This is a genomic window from Candidatus Latescibacterota bacterium, assembly GCA_019038625.1.
Lineage (GTDB): Bacteria > Krumholzibacteriota > Krumholzibacteriia > Krumholzibacteriales > Krumholzibacteriaceae > JAGLYV01.
In genome coordinates this window covers 13,502-27,628 of record JAHOYU010000043.1, presented here as the reverse complement: position 1 = coordinate 27,628, position 14,127 = coordinate 13,502, and the positions used below count along the sequence as shown (strand labels likewise).

Below are 14,127 nucleotides of genomic sequence, written 5' to 3'. Positions count from 1 at the left end.
ACACATTATAGTCGTGGAGGAGTCTGACCAACAACTACAACCAATTCGGACGGTGTATGTTGAGAGGGTGAGGACAAGAGTATGTTAGGGCCACTGGGTCTACTACGTAGGATAGGTGTCGGCGTTGTCGAGACTCTATCACGAGTAGTCCGTGGCCTTTTTACTGTCCGCTATCTTGTGGTAGGGCCGCTGACACGAGTGTGTCGTATGCCCAGACCAGTACGTACTATGGTTCTCGGAGATAGGACCTTGGTATTAGATCTCCCCTTGCGGAGAGGCTTAGTAGTCGAAAAGGAAACCATCATTAGATTATGGTGTGACCGGACTATCATTGTACCAGGAGGTACTAAGTGATGCAGATACCTTACGTATCCGATTGGCCTGTAGGTGAGGCCCGTGACCGTCGTGTCAATGAGCCAGTTGAGGGAGCTATCGTCCATAGCATGGCTGAGTGGATTATCCTGCCGGACGGTAAGAAGAGTTTTGCTCCAGCGTTCTTGACTAGTCTCAACCTAGAAGTCCACGGTATCATAGCCACCACTGGGACAGTTGTAGAGTGGATACCTCCTACCAAGATAGCAGATCATGCTGGGGAGTCTGAATTCGGCGGGCGTACGATGCTGAACAAATACTTCTTGGGATGTGAATTCTTGGTGAGCGGAGCACACACATATGCTACGTTTCTTGAGGCCATCAAACAACCTGACTGCTACACACAGCAACAGTATCGCTCAGGCGGATATTGGTATGCCAGTAAGACCATAGCCTATCCTACCATCACTAAGGCTACGATCGTGGCACATTCTCTGGTGTCTTCAGATGCCGTACGTGGAGAAGGCCGAGGTAAAGTTGACCCCGGCCCTGGTTTTGATTGGGAACAGTTGTGGTACTGGTACGACAAGTACTTGATTTACCTCAAGGTTTAGGAGGCACGCTAGTAATAGACCACTTCTTCTTGTCTACATATTGTTTCACCAGGTCAGCAGTCCAGCCTTCCATGTACCTTATGATCGGCGCTGCCTCTACTACCTTGCGGTCAATAAAGATCAGACCTGCTACAAAATGAGGGGCAGTAATCTGGGCTAGTTTACCAATGGACATCAGAATCTATGCCCACCGTCCATACCAAAGTAGTCCTCATGAGTTTCATCCCAGTCGTTTCCCCAATGTGGCGTGTCCCAGTATAACGTTTTACGAGGCTTCCAGGTGTAGTCACACTTAGGAAAGCGTGAGCAGCCCCAAAATTGTCCGTAAGGGCCCGTCCTAAGTACCATAAGTGCGTCGCAGTTGTAGCATTTCTTAATGGGTTTGTTCATTATACCTTACTCCGAAGCATGGTAAGCACCTCGGTAACACGTAGAGGATCTACGGATACGTTACAAGGAACCCAGCAGTCTAGCATACCTCGTGAGTCTAGCACCATACTTTCTATAGGTAGTATCTCATCTTCAATCCATATAAACGGACGGTCGAAGTCGATTGCGTCCGTTTTGTCGTTCTTAAAGGATAGTGGATTGGCAAAGCTACGCAGCAGCTCTATCTTCTCGTCCCAATCCTCTCCTTTGTTTAGCTTGTACCCACTCTCTAGTTCTATTGTGTCTGTGAGTACCAGTCTGCCGGAAGAACCAATGTACCCTTGATAGTTGAGGAGTGTTGCTAGCATTTCTGCACGCTCTATGAGCATATCGCCGCACGGGCACCAGCACGTCAGCCACCTAACTTCGTAGTGTTTGTTAAGGAAGTTGATCAGATCCCATGCGCCTACGGCCGCACCAGGCGGCTCCTCGGAATTGGGGAACCGCAACAGCGTGTCGTCTACATCTAGATAACATATCGGCTTCATTTCAGTCATCTTTACATCCGCAGTTGTCGTTTATAAAAGGCTGATCGCACGTTGAACATTGGTTTCCTTGTAGCAGTCTTGCTTCCGCTATAGTTAACAACCAATCGCAATGTTCGTTGTGCTCCGCATATTTAGGATCACGGCTCCAAGGTTTTGCTCCGCACCAGCCGCAGTAGTGATCTCCACAGCTGTTCTCTTCAGACCACTCTCCCTGCTCCAACATATCTACGACATTATCAAGAAACTCCCAATATTTCATGAGGTCACCGCCTTTGTCCATTTCTTGAGGTTCTCTCGAATAAACGTCTTCGCTTTCGCTTCACCTTGCTCCTTCTCAGTGTCACTAAAGAGGTACCAAGTACCCTTTTGCTCGACCAGGCCCTTCTCTATCGCCAGTTCTAGTACTTCACGGGCTGCGTCTATGCCCCGCTCTTGGTCTATTGAGAACTTCACGCGTGCTCCCGGCCCCCCGTTCACTTTGTGTTTCAGCACGTTGACCATTACTACCTGTCCTACCTGTTCTTTGTCAGCGTTCTTCAGGCTCTCTATCTTAGCAAGTGACAGTCTTGTGGTACAGAAGAACGGAAGTGCTTTACCGCCTGTGGTCTTAGTCGGATCGAAACTGAACGACGCTGGACCTCCGCCTATCCTAGCACGCTTCTGGTTGATAAAGATTACGATCGTATCAGGATAGTCTCTGAGTAGAGACGCACAACGCTTGACTGCATCTGATACCAGTCTAGCTTGGGCCCCGATGTTGGCTTCCCCTATCTCGTTAGCAGTCACAGCCTTAGGTAGGAGCGCCGCTACTGAGTCGACAATAATCACGGAGCACTGGTTTGTACGTATGTACGCCTCTAGCATAGAGATAGCGTCCTCACCTGTCAACGGACGACAGTGATCGAACAGTTTGAAGTTGATGCCTAATGTCTCGGCCCACACCGTGTCCAGTGCCATCTCTACGTCAATGTATACTACGAAGCGTTCTTTCAGTGCTCGTTGCGCCTCTGCTGCGATGGACAGAGCCAACGTGGTCTTGCCTGAGGAGTTCTCACCGCTCAACTCGAGCATCCGGCTGCGGGGCACTCCTCCGTTTCCTAGCGCTCGGTCCAACCGAATACATCCAGTCGGTATGGTAGGTGTAGGCTCTCCTTTGGTGTACTGTATGATCGTACGTTCGTCGTACTTCTTACGCAGTTCCTTCCTCAGATCCGCTATCGTTGATGCTGTTTTCTTCTTCTTCTGCTTCTTGGCCATCTGTTTGTCCCTTCCGGCATTGCTCGGCGAGCGTCCTTAGATGCTGCTCCCAGTTACCTGTGATGTGTGCTTGTACGTCTACGAACTCAGGTGATACTACTGCATGAAACACTTTAACAGAGTCCTTCTGTTCTTTGCCCAGCTTGAAGACGAAGTACTCGGCCCCGTCTCTTCCGAATGCTAGGTTGTGTGTCTGGTGTAACATGGTGTTGTCTTCTTTGTTGCAAATGCCTAGAGTTGCTAGCACCAGTGCTATATCTATGATAATGTCCAGCTTAGCGGATTGAACCGACTGCTTTACAGCAGCCAATCCCATCCCCACTAAGCCTAGACTTTCCTTTTCGTGTCGCGGTCCTGACTCAAGATTCGTCATCATCCTCCTCGTTTGCTTCCTTAACAGCCGCACGCAACACAGCCTTTCTGTATCTACGTGCGACCTGCCTTACATACTTCCTGGCCCACTTTTTGTGTCCCCCACATACCTTGTTGGCGGGCTTGCCGCACTCCTTTTTTGAGTCCATTACACTCCTATCCGCACGCGGAGTATCCACATGCCATACATTTCTTACAGCCTTCCACTAAAACCAGCTTGGCGTCACAGTCAGGACAGTGTTGCTCAAAGATTCCTAGCTGCTCACTAACAGGCGCTGCTTCGTTGGAGGCCGCCAGCATTGTCTTGGCTACAGCGTCGGGGATCGAAGAGAATCTGCCTCCCTTATAGAAAACCCCAGTACTCCCGCCTATGCCTATGAGTTGCTTAACTATACTGCTGACAGCGATGCCTTCCTTCAGGCCTAGTGAGATCACTCGACCGAGCGCTTCCACCAGTGTCTTCTGATCGCTGCCTGCTTTGCCCCAACCTAAGAACACTTCCAGCATCTGATTTGTTTCAGTGTCCGTGTTGACTGTGATGTAAATCTTACCCAATTCTCCGAAATTTATCTTCCTAGTAAAGCCCCACGTATATTCTGGTCGTACTAGGCCTGTCAGATGGGCCTGTTTGGCCTCAGGATCGCCTGTGCCGGCCGTTAAGGTCTGACCCGGTCGTGCACCATCCCTATAGGCGGTGATGCCCTTACAGCCCAATTTATGAGCTAGGATATAACTCTCAGCTACGGCCTCTACCTTGGCACTATTTGACAGGTTTACTGTCTTCGAAATAGCACTGTCGCATCGTCTCTGAAACGCCGACTGCATACGTACGTGTTGCTCTGCTGGTATCTCGTGCGCTGTTACGAATATCTTGCGCCACTTCTCTGGGATGTCTGGGTGGTCAGCGGTGCCGTGTGTTGTGATATGCGCCCGCACCTCGTCAGACAAAAATCCCTCCCGCTCTCCCACTTCGATTAGCATAGGGTTAATGTCCAGCATCTCGGCACCAGCTTGCTTCCGAATCATACCAACAGCAAAAAGCGGTTCAATGCCGCCCGAGCATCCTGCGATCATACTGATGGAACCTGTTGGTGCTATTGTAGTTACGTTACAGTGACGCTGCGGTAGGAACGGTCTTACTCTCTCGCCGTCCTGTCTCCGCGCGCACGTGTCGTCCGGTCCCCAGATAGACTTCTCCCATTCTGGAAACGTGCCTCTTGTTTCGACCAGATTTGCTGATGCTTCGTGTGCGCCGTGATTTACTGCCCGCATTAAGGTGTCAGCAAGCTCCAATGCTTTCGGACTGTCATAGGATATCTCTAGCTTTATCAGCAAGTCAGCCCAACCCATGATTCCTAAGCCTATGCGTCGTATGCGTTTAGTCAGCGCTGTTATCTCCGGCAGTGGAAATTGATTAACATCTAGTATGTTGTCCAAGAACCTAACTGCTGTTGCTACATCCCGTTGCAGCTCGACGTAGTTGATATCCTGCGTTGCGTATTTACTGACGTTAATTGACGCCAGAGAGCACACGTCGTAGGGTAATAGTGGCTGCTCACCACACGGGTTGGTTGCTTCGTACCGTCCCAAGTGTGGAATCGGGTTGAATCTATTAGCCTCGTCCACAAAGAACAGTCCAGGCTCACCTGTTGCATGAGCCTGGAATACTATTGCGTCGAACAGTTCCTTGGCGGCTACTGTCTCTGCTATCTCTCCAGTGGTGGGACACAGTAGATCCCACGGTTTGTCACCGTACACAGCTTCCATGAAACTATCTGTTACGGCTACAGAGATGTTGAAGTTAGTGATCTGATCTACGCCCTCTTTACATTTGATGAACTTTACTATGTCAGGGTGAGTGCAGTGTAGGACGCCCATGTTAGCGCCGCGCCGTGTGCCACCCTGCTTAACCACGTTGGTTGATGCATCGTACAGTGTCATGAAAGAGATCGGTCCAGACGCTACGCCTGAGGTACTGTTGACTAAGTTACCTTCAGGCCTTATGCTAGAGAACGAGAAACCAGTCCCGCCTCCAGCTTTGTGCACTGTGGCCATGCCGTGTAGCGTGTCGTAGATAGATCCTTTGCCTTCGATCAAGCTGTCGTTGATAGGGAGAACATAACAAGCTGCTAAACCTAAGCCGTTGTTGCGACCAGCGTTGATCAGAGTTGGTGTGTTGGGCATGAACTTTCCAGTCGCCATCAGGCCGTAAAAGGCTCCTGCCCATTCCATAATCTGTTCGTCGGTAGCTCCGTACAAACGCTCTGCTTCTGCAGCGCACACTGCTACTCTCCAAAATAAGTCTTCTGGTTGTTCTACCGTCGTACCTTCGTCATCTTTTGCTAGGTATTGCTTAAGTAATACCTTACTTCCTATCTCTGTGATACAAGTTGCTTCGTACGGAGCTGTCTTCATACCTAAGTTCCTTATGGTTATTGTTTTAGCCTCCAGACGACTTGCCTCCTGGACCAAAGTGTTTCTGATCCAGAAGGCAGGTGCGCTTGGAAGCCCTCATCTGATACCTCGCTTGGTAGGGCTTCGTCATTGTGGAACTCCTCTTAGAAGGTCTTACTCGTAGTCATAAGATTAAAATGGAAGGTCCGAGTCGTCTGCCTCACCCTCAGGCATGTCGATCTTCTCGTGTGTACGCCGTTCGTACTCAGCAACAGCCGCCTCAGTGATAGCATTGCTCAAGTCATAAGACTCTTGAGTCAACTTACCATCAACTCTGACCAACTTGACGATATCAATCCAATCCTTATCGCCATCTTTCTTGGTGTACTCCTTAGAGGGGAAACCAACAAAGGGTCCATTGGCACCTACGATCAAACGCATGTCACTGATTTCGTACTGTCCTGTGGACAATGTAAACCACGCTTTGACCTTACCTTTGGCGCCGCGAACCCTCATGTTTACTACTGTGAAGTCACTCATGCTTTTACTCCTATATAATAAGTTCTTTTGAAAATACTAAGAGGAAAGGTTTAGTCCTCCCAGTTTTACTGCCCGAATCTAGAAAAAATTATTCGCTCATTTTTCGTAGATCCTTACCGTATTGACACCAATATAACACATTTTGCATTGAATGTCAACCCCTGCGTTCGTTCATTAGAGCTTCCATTGCCTTGTGTAGGCTGTTCTTTTCGGCCTCACAGTGGTACAATTTTTCCAACAAGTCTGCTATACTATTCCAAGCCTGATTAAGCTGATCACACACCCACACAACGTCTTCGTCAAACTGATCAGTTGTGTGTCGTGAGGTCAGTGCTTCTGTTCTGAGTTCTGCTACACGTTGTCGTACGAGATTAGTCATGTTTCACCTCTCCCAGAATCTCTACCTGGCGTAAATGCCACACGCCCCCTCCTTCACAAATAGCACACTTAGGTTTGTGTGTCTTGTTAGTCAAACCAAACTCCTCCGTACTTGGGTGGATAAGGAGAACACACATGCTCCGGTGGCATACAGTGCTCTTTGTACATCCGTAAATCCCTGAGCTCCGCTTCGATTGCCTCCCTTTGGTACCACCACTCCACACACTCGCGGGCCGTGGGCTCACACTCAGCTTGGTGTTTGCGCAATGCTTCAAAGACTCCGGTTAGTTTCTCTGGCGGCAGAGCGTATGTTTTTACGGTGCCATCCACGTTAAACTCTCCTTTGAATTGAACCATTGCCAAGTCAGGCCACTTGCTAAGTTCTTCCAGCGCAATACGTTGCGCCACTGCCTCAGTCAGAGTTAGATAGGGTTTAGTCACTCTTTACATTCTCCGGTTTATATAGATAGCAATCACAGCACTTGCTCTTCGAATGTAGTCTTTCTGGTATAGAGGTTCCAGATCACACCATTTAGCGTTGTCATACAGAGCAAGTTCTTTGGCTGCTTCAATCTCAATTTCTTCCAGGGTTATCATCGTCATTGTCCTTTCCTTCAATTGTGTTGTTTTCTTGCCGCCGCAAAACGTCTCGCACGACCCCTGCTCCCAACCCCAATACAGACGCCGGATGTCGTGCCACAAGGTACGAAGGTACTCAAGCATCGTCGCCACCCTTCTCCGTCCCTTCCGGCATTTCGGACGCGGGCTTGTCTGCGAGGTCGCGGATGTCAATAATAATGCACTGAAGCGCCTCGCCTACCGACAGTGCGTCCTCATTGGCCGTGAGTATTCGCTCGATGTCTTTCACATCCACTCGGCTGTCCATACGTATCAACGCCTCTTGCAGTCTTGCATTCTCTTGGCGGAGTCGGGCTAGAGCAGTAGAGATACACCCGGTCACAAATTCAAGTGAGAACTCCTTGTCTGCCACAACTGCGGCATCTGCTTGTGCCTTGATGGACTCTACCCAAAGAGTTTGTAAGGCGTCGTGTTGTTTCTTACTCTCCTCTAAGGCGGCGTCGGCAATGTCGCATGCCTCTTCAACCCACCGCTCGCTAGGGAAAAATTCTATGTTGATTCGATTCCGTAGTTCCTCAATTCTAGTCATCTTTCCCACCGCTACGTTCGGCATCTGGATCAGGACAGTGCTCTGTGCCCTTGAACTCACAGAACTTGCACAGCCATTTGTAATCATCCGGCGCAACAGGCGCCTTCTCGCCCTTGTGTAGGACACGATACCACTCGTCCCCTTCGCGGTTGATCCATTTCTCCACCATCTCGTCGTCCACGATAGGCACGTCCGGCAGATCGTAAGGTTCTCGTGTGAACTTGAAACCCTTCTGTAATGCTACGATTTGATCGCTGTGGCCGGTAGTTAAGAACTGACCGAACCCAATCACTTGTAGCACCATTCGTTCTACCTGCTCACCCAGACAACGATCCAGTAGATAACGATATAGATTCAACTGCTTCACGTAAGCGTCCGAGATGTGGTCAGACCAGACACCGTTCTGCTTGCCTAGCACTGTCATCTTCACTGCGTACTCCTGCAGTGTCTTGATGTCGTAGAGAATGTGCCGTAACGAATCGTATGCATCGAGTGTTCCTGTCAACAACCACTCACCCGACTTGGTTTGCATTTCCAGTGCCATTGACTCTTCTACGAGCCAGCCATACTCAGATCGCATCTTGTCTGCGGATCGTTCAGCAACGGTATGAATCATCGTTCCTCTAAACGTCGGCAGCTTTCTGTTAGGTTCAACCCAGAACGGTAACGATCGTTCTAACACTGTCGCCCGTTTGCACCCTCCTGTCAACATGGTCACTGAGATACGTGTACCAGTATGAGGGTTCTCACGTTCGTCCAGCATCATAGCTGCAAGCACATGCGGTGCTACACATGGGTTAGTGCAAGTCCGGATGCAGTACTCTAACGTGTTGGTCCGTCCAGGTTTTTCACCGTGACTGGGACATCTAAATCCTTCTAGCATAAGTCTTTAGCCTCTCCTTCCGTTAGGATAAAAGCATCACAAAGACGTTCACCAATCGGACGCTCGAGCGCACTGCATAGATCCTCTTCGTCTCCGCCTGTAAGGGGTTCAAACTCTGGTTCGAGTTCAACTTTTGGCCAGGGCCAATACTCTTTCTCTTTCTGCATGATTCCCTTTTCTTTTATACGTTGGCATCTATTGCGAGACGTGCTAGAATGCACCGTTCGAGTTGCCTACTCTTGTTCTGTACTTCTGTTTGTTTCTTCTCAAAACGTGTTTTGTAATCTGGACTATCTATGTCGTCGAAAATCTGACCAAACTCGAACATTGCTCTGCCGTGCTCCTCTATAGCTTCTAGGATTTGATCAGTCGTCGGTCTTATGCTGTTTTGTTTGCGAAGTTTCTGTATAGCGGTATTCATGTTGTGCATCCGTTCAGCTAAAGAAGTCGGCGTTTCATCTTGCTTTCGTGGATGTAGGTCGGTGAAGTAAAGATCAAGTCCAACGTTTCGTTACTCCACGCTCGCATCCCTTCTCCACTAGGCAATGTGGTTTGTGCTACTGATTCATCAAACTCTTCCATCAGTAAACGTACTACTTCTACTACTGCTTCTAATTCCCACTCGCCACGCTTAACTGCTAGGATCTGAGCTAGCATCTTGCCTTCTAGCTTGACAAGAATCTTGTTGGTCAAGGCCAGATGGATACCACCTACTAACAGCCTGATGCAATGTGCGGCGTTCTTTATGTCGTAGCCGTGCTCAAGGAGCAGTTTGTTACGTTTCTCTCCCATGTAGCCACGTTTACGGCCGTCATTCATCCTATCGACCTGGCTCTTGGCGTACCCACCGAAGGCTTTAAGCATATGCGTGCCGAGGAAGCCTTCACGCCTCGACCGCAGAAGTTGTCCTAGCGGAGAGATGAGAAGGTAATCGTCCATCCATAACCATTGATGGACGTTTGGGTTGCCCTTCTCTAGTAGGCCGACGAGCTTCCTGATGTCAAAGATCTCAATGTCCAGGTCCTCGCCAGCAGTGGTAAATACCTCACGGTCTTTTGGGGCACGTAGGCCGCAATAGAACTGGATAGGCTGCACAGAAACACCGAACACATCTATATCGTCAGTGCCTTTCGGATGCTCAGGCGGCAGTGTAGTGCCGTGAGCCTGTGAACCTCTATACCCTATCAGAATCTGAGACTGAGCCCATTTGGGTACTCGGTCCATGATATCTGCTACTATCGAAGTTGATTGGTTCACCCTGGTTTCTAGCTGTTCTACTTCATCTTTCGTCATTCGGGCTCCATAAGTCTAAGGTTCGTAAGAAGGGATCGAGGTCGTGCATCGGAGGGATAACGATTGCTACATCTGCACCTCCAAGAGCTGACTCAGTGATAACCTGTCCTAGGTCTCCTCCTTCTAGTTTTTGTTCCATCTGATCAAACTGTTCCGTCGTGACGCGACATACGACTTTCTTGAAAGAACAGTTCAACCAGTCATCCCACTCATCCCACTCGTTGTAGCACAATGAGCACAAGAGAGCAGCGTGTGCTGCAATCACCGGTGCAAAGTTGTCTGGTACATCCTCTCGTATAAGTATATACATCTTCAGCTTCTTAGCGTCTGGCATTTGTATCTCTTTCTCCTAATTAAAGAATTGATTCTGACTTCTAGGTCGCTTACCTCACTAGCCTTGCGCCACAAGTGACACACACATAAGTAAGCTACTGTCTCCTCGACTGACCAACAACCCAGAGGCGATTCATACTGTACCTGTAGGAACCAGAAGTAATCAGCACGCATCTACGGCTCTCTTGATTTTACGGCCCAGGGTTCCACATAGAATTCGTGATCCGAATACCCTCTAGGCGGGTCAGTATTCAGTCTTTGTGCTGTTGTTTCAGCTTCCTCTTTATCTTCGTAAAGTGAGTGTATCGCAGGATCTTCGTGTTCGTTGTAGATTTTTTCTTGTTTCGCAACGGACAGAATCACATACACATCAAAGACAGTCATCACTTTTCTCCTAGAACCCAGTTCTTGAAGTCTGGACGATACACATAGTTGAAATTGTCTGGTCGTCCAGCCATGATTTTTTTCACTTGCTCGAAAGATACAGGATAGTAGTTGTTGTTGTCAACCCCGACGTCCCATTGTTTTCCTTCAGGTGGCAGGCGTCCGTGTGAGTGTCCATACAACTGCCAGCTATTGAAGTGTGATCTATTCCACACGCGCATGGCGTAATGACACACGACTAGGTGTTGCTTGTCGAAGGTCTTGGACCATTGCGTTGGATGATTCCTGTGTAGCCAGCGATCGTGATTACCCCGTAGGAATGTGTGTATGCCGTTGAGTCGCTTGATGATACGTGCTGCGTACTCTTTGTCGTTGAACGTAAAATCACCCGCATGAACAACACGATCATACTGTCCTACCACTTCGTTGTGCTTGAGAATCAACATCTCGTCCATCTCTTGGGCGTTTGCAAACGGCCTATCACAGTACGTAATGATACTTTCATGGGCAAAGTGCTGGTCAGCTGTGAAGAAGAACTCAGCCATCTGACAAGCGGACGACTTCGTCTTCCGCTAGACGGGCGTGCGCCTCCGTAGTTGGATCAAAATACACACACTCACCGTCAGCGACCAACGCCGCGCCTCCTCCAAACTCACCAGGCCTGGGTTTGCTACATGAATACGCCCAGCTCACAATTATAGGACCTAGTCTACGGTGACGCTGAAACTCAGCAAGCCTCTGTGTCACTGCCTCAATGTTGCCGCTGTCCTCGGAATAGAACCACACTTCACGGTTGTTAACCTGGACCTTACAAGGAGGCATGTCATTTTCATCATGTCTTTCTAGTTCCTGCCCCAAATCATACGCTTCTAGAGCGTCTCTACATACTACTGTTTCCGAGAACAGCAAGTAATTATTAGCCACTAGAACTCTCCTTCTTCTCTTAAAGTGATGCCTACAGGAAATTGAGGTGCTCCATCCTCTGTAAGCGCTTGGTATCTAACAGTAAGCCACTTACCTATGTGGCCTTTGCGTGTTCGCCACAGTTCAGCTCTATACTCCATCGTTCCTTGTGGGACGACGTTGAATCTGTAGCCGCCGGATGTTTCACATACGAACACAGCTATTCCGACAAACGAACCCTTACCCTGCTCTACATCGACAACTAAAAACTCAACGTCTGTGAAGTCTTTTAACTTAAGTAGGCTGTTGGATCGGTGTCCGATCTCGTAACCTGCGTCGCCGGATCGAATGATTGTTCCTTCGTACCCTCGTGCTGTAAACTGAGCATGCGCCCCAAGAAGCTCTGTTTCGTCGTGTACTTCGATCGTGTCGACCAGAACAACATTTCCTGGAGCACGACCGTGCAGCACTAGACTGCACAACAACTCATGCCGTGCTATGAATGGCACACCAGGGTCTACTATATCGTATACATAATAGTGAAGTGTAGGAGACACGTCCGGTCGAAACTTCTTTGCAGCCCGACTAGTCTCCTGCAGCGGCGGCATATGAGGAAGCATCAACTCACCGTCCGTCATAAAGGCACCAGTATCCCACATTAAATGTGCCACACACTCAGCTACATGCGGCTTGCCCCCTCTGGTGTAGGCTGCTGTGCCGTTGCCTTCTTTGAGCATGCGGTAACCATCGAGCTTCGGCTGCACGAAACAAGGATACTCTACTGTATGTTTCCTGTCTTTGTACTTGTGAGCTAGCATAGGTTTCGTAGGGATGTGAGCCTTCGAGCCGTCCTCAGAATAACCCTTATCACGTTGCTTCTGCACGATACTGTCGAACTCGGACCGTGCTTGTTCTTCTGGACTGGTCTCGTTGGCTCTGCCTATGTTCTTACCGAACACCTCGACTGGAGTGGAAGTCTGTCGTTTTGATCCTTCCTGCCACCACGTCTTGCTGTAAAACCACGAACCGTCCTTGGCATACACAGCAGCCTGCCAATACTTGACCTTACCGCCCTTGGTTTCGCTCTGCAGTCTTGGACTCTCTGTCATTTTATTGCTCCTTAAAGTAATCCTTCATTGCCCGCTCGGTCAGCTCTCTTCCGATACCGGCAGCGATACGTATGTACCCTAGCTTCAACAACTTAGGCTCAACTCTATCATAGAATGTTGGACCGTCAACACCTGTTGCAGCTATCAGAGCACGCGCGCTCATACCATAACGTAGTTCTTTTCGGATGATCCTTGGGTTGTTGTGCATTGCCGTCAGCACACGACGATCCAGCTCACGCATACCAAACTTATCAATACCAAGTATGTCCATTGCCTCTATCACCTGGTCAACTTCAACGTCGGCTGTATGTTGTTCGGTAGCAATGTCTCTAGCAACCACTAGACCCTCATCTTTGATCTCCCACGGTGTCCAGCAACGCAGTGCCAGCTCTGCTGCTGCGTCTTCAGTCACAGAGAACGGCTGCATTAAGGATAACATCTTGCGATGCTCGAACTCCATCGGCGTCAGATCGTAGACTGCAAACCTACGTTGTACAGCAAGGTGCACCTTACCTACATCAGTTGTGGCTGCTAACCAAGACAATCCTTCTGGTAGTGGGGTCATAGTGTTTGAGCCTTCGTTGTATGCATACACGTTGTCTTGAAGAGCAGGTAACAACGCATCACGAGACAGTCCCTGCAGCCCATGAATCTCGTCTATAAATACGATGGAGTGTGCAGGTATTGTTATAAGGAACGCGTCAAGCTGTTCTTTAGTCTCGACCTTACTCGCTATGATCTCGAAGTAGTTCTCAGCCAAGCCACGCTTTTGCATCTCATGTGCTACCACTCTAGCGAGTGCGGTCTTCCCTTGCCCCGCACTAGCAGAGAACAATGCCTTGATACTCTCGCCCTTCTTTGCTCCATTGATACGCAGTTGGAGCCTACGTTTGAGATGATTCTGTCCAAGGTACTCCTCAAACTTACGAGGATCACCAGGGTTGTAGGGGATTGTGTACGTATCAACCGGAACATTTACTGTTTCCGGAGGTGTCTTGCGCTTCCGGCACCAGGCCCACCGGAGTTGCGACCTGAACTCATCCGTCATTAGGAGCCTCCGGTTTGTTTAGTGAACGTAGCAAATCGTCAATCACATGACTAGACTCTAGCGTGCTGGTCTCATTAGCAAAGATCACCCGCTTTACAGTGTTCTCAGACGAGGTAAGTACGCTGCCTACGAAGTTAAGCAGATGTATTCGTCTGTCAGCATCGCCGTCAGCTTGTGCTAGTGCTGTCAATGCGCCCATGAAAGCGCGGAGCCCCAGTTCAA

The 14,127-nt window shown here is 49.3% G+C and carries 18 protein-coding genes; 1 reads left to right on the top strand and 17 read right to left on the bottom strand.

The window, feature by feature from the left end; genetic code table 11:
• The first annotated feature begins 350 nt into the window (after positions 1-350).
• Positions 351-926 (top strand): N-acetylmuramoyl-L-alanine amidase, encoded by a 576-nt coding sequence (locus KOO63_03080; GenBank protein MBU8920822.1) that lies wholly within the window; start codon positions 351-353, stop codon positions 924-926.
• Positions 927-1,100: 174 nt separating this feature from the next.
• Here the strand turns inward: KOO63_03080 and KOO63_03075 are convergent, their stop codons facing one another.
• From KOO63_03075 to KOO63_02995, 17 genes are all read right to left on the bottom strand, one after another.
• Positions 1,101-1,316, bottom strand: coding sequence for a topoisomerase DNA-binding C4 zinc finger domain-containing protein (locus KOO63_03075; protein ID MBU8920821.1), 216 nt, complete (start codon positions 1,314-1,316; stop codon positions 1,101-1,103).
• Positions 1,316-1,852, bottom strand: coding sequence for a hypothetical protein (locus KOO63_03070; GenBank protein MBU8920820.1), 537 nt, complete (start codon positions 1,850-1,852; stop codon positions 1,316-1,318). Before KOO63_03070 ends, KOO63_03075 begins: the two co-directional genes overlap by 1 nt.
• Before the next feature lie 246 nt (positions 1,853-2,098).
• Positions 2,099-3,100: a DNA recombination/repair protein RecA gene (locus KOO63_03065; GenBank protein ID MBU8920819.1), complete on the bottom strand. Its 1,002-nt coding sequence runs from the start codon at positions 3,098-3,100 to the stop codon at positions 2,099-2,101.
• Complete coding sequence (locus tag KOO63_03060) at positions 3,033-3,476, bottom strand: hypothetical protein (GenBank protein MBU8920818.1); 444 nt, start codon at positions 3,474-3,476, stop codon at positions 3,033-3,035. The genes KOO63_03065 and KOO63_03060 overlap by 68 nt, the downstream gene beginning before the upstream one ends.
• Entirely contained in the window at positions 3,460-3,621 is a 162-nt protein-coding gene (locus KOO63_03055) for a hypothetical protein (GenBank protein MBU8920817.1), read from the bottom strand. The genes KOO63_03060 and KOO63_03055 overlap by 17 nt, the downstream gene beginning before the upstream one ends.
• A 7-nt stretch (positions 3,622-3,628) precedes the next feature.
• Positions 3,629-5,887, bottom strand: a complete 2,259-nt coding sequence (locus KOO63_03050) for an adenosylcobalamin-dependent ribonucleoside-diphosphate reductase (GenBank protein ID MBU8920816.1) — start codon at positions 5,885-5,887, stop codon at positions 3,629-3,631.
• Positions 5,888-6,058: 171 nt separating this feature from the next.
• Positions 6,059-6,406, bottom strand: coding sequence for a hypothetical protein (locus tag KOO63_03045; GenBank protein ID MBU8920815.1), 348 nt, complete (start codon positions 6,404-6,406; stop codon positions 6,059-6,061).
• 465 nt (positions 6,407-6,871) lie between these two features.
• Positions 6,872-7,225, bottom strand: coding sequence for a hypothetical protein (locus tag KOO63_03040; GenBank protein ID MBU8920814.1), 354 nt, complete (start codon positions 7,223-7,225; stop codon positions 6,872-6,874).
• Between the two features lie 3 nt (positions 7,226-7,228).
• Positions 7,229-7,507, bottom strand: coding sequence for a hypothetical protein (locus KOO63_03035; protein ID MBU8920813.1), 279 nt, complete (start codon positions 7,505-7,507; stop codon positions 7,229-7,231).
• Positions 7,500-7,952 carry a hypothetical protein gene (locus KOO63_03030; GenBank protein ID MBU8920812.1) on the bottom strand — a complete coding sequence of 151 codons (453 nt, stop codon included), beginning with the start codon at positions 7,950-7,952 and terminating at the stop codon, positions 7,500-7,502. Before KOO63_03030 ends, KOO63_03035 begins: the two co-directional genes overlap by 8 nt.
• On the bottom strand, positions 7,945-8,568 hold the full coding sequence (locus KOO63_03025; protein MBU8920811.1) for a hypothetical protein: 624 nt from the start codon (positions 8,566-8,568) through the stop codon (positions 7,945-7,947). The genes KOO63_03030 and KOO63_03025 overlap by 8 nt, the downstream gene beginning before the upstream one ends.
• Before the next feature lie 705 nt (positions 8,569-9,273).
• Positions 9,274-10,128 (bottom strand): nucleotidyltransferase domain-containing protein, encoded by an 855-nt coding sequence (locus KOO63_03020; protein ID MBU8920810.1) that lies wholly within the window; start codon positions 10,126-10,128, stop codon positions 9,274-9,276.
• Complete coding sequence (locus tag KOO63_03015) at positions 10,115-10,462, bottom strand: peptidyl-tRNA hydrolase (protein MBU8920809.1); 348 nt, start codon at positions 10,460-10,462, stop codon at positions 10,115-10,117. The genes KOO63_03020 and KOO63_03015 overlap by 14 nt, the downstream gene beginning before the upstream one ends.
• A 173-nt stretch (positions 10,463-10,635) precedes the next feature.
• The gene (locus KOO63_03010) at positions 10,636-10,845 is read right to left on the bottom strand and encodes a hypothetical protein (protein MBU8920808.1); all 210 of its coding nucleotides are present in this window, start codon (positions 10,843-10,845) and stop codon (positions 10,636-10,638) included.
• On the bottom strand, positions 10,845-11,390 hold the full coding sequence (locus tag KOO63_03005; GenBank protein MBU8920807.1) for a hypothetical protein: 546 nt from the start codon (positions 11,388-11,390) through the stop codon (positions 10,845-10,847). The genes KOO63_03010 and KOO63_03005 overlap by 1 nt, the downstream gene beginning before the upstream one ends.
• 378 nt (positions 11,391-11,768) lie before the next feature.
• Positions 11,769-12,857: a hypothetical protein gene (locus tag KOO63_03000; GenBank protein MBU8920806.1), complete on the bottom strand. Its 1,089-nt coding sequence runs from the start codon at positions 12,855-12,857 to the stop codon at positions 11,769-11,771.
• Between the two features lies 1 nt (position 12,858).
• Positions 12,859-13,905 (bottom strand): AAA family ATPase, encoded by a 1,047-nt coding sequence (locus KOO63_02995; protein ID MBU8920805.1) that lies wholly within the window; start codon positions 13,903-13,905, stop codon positions 12,859-12,861.
• Positions 13,906-14,127: the final 222 nt, after the last annotated feature.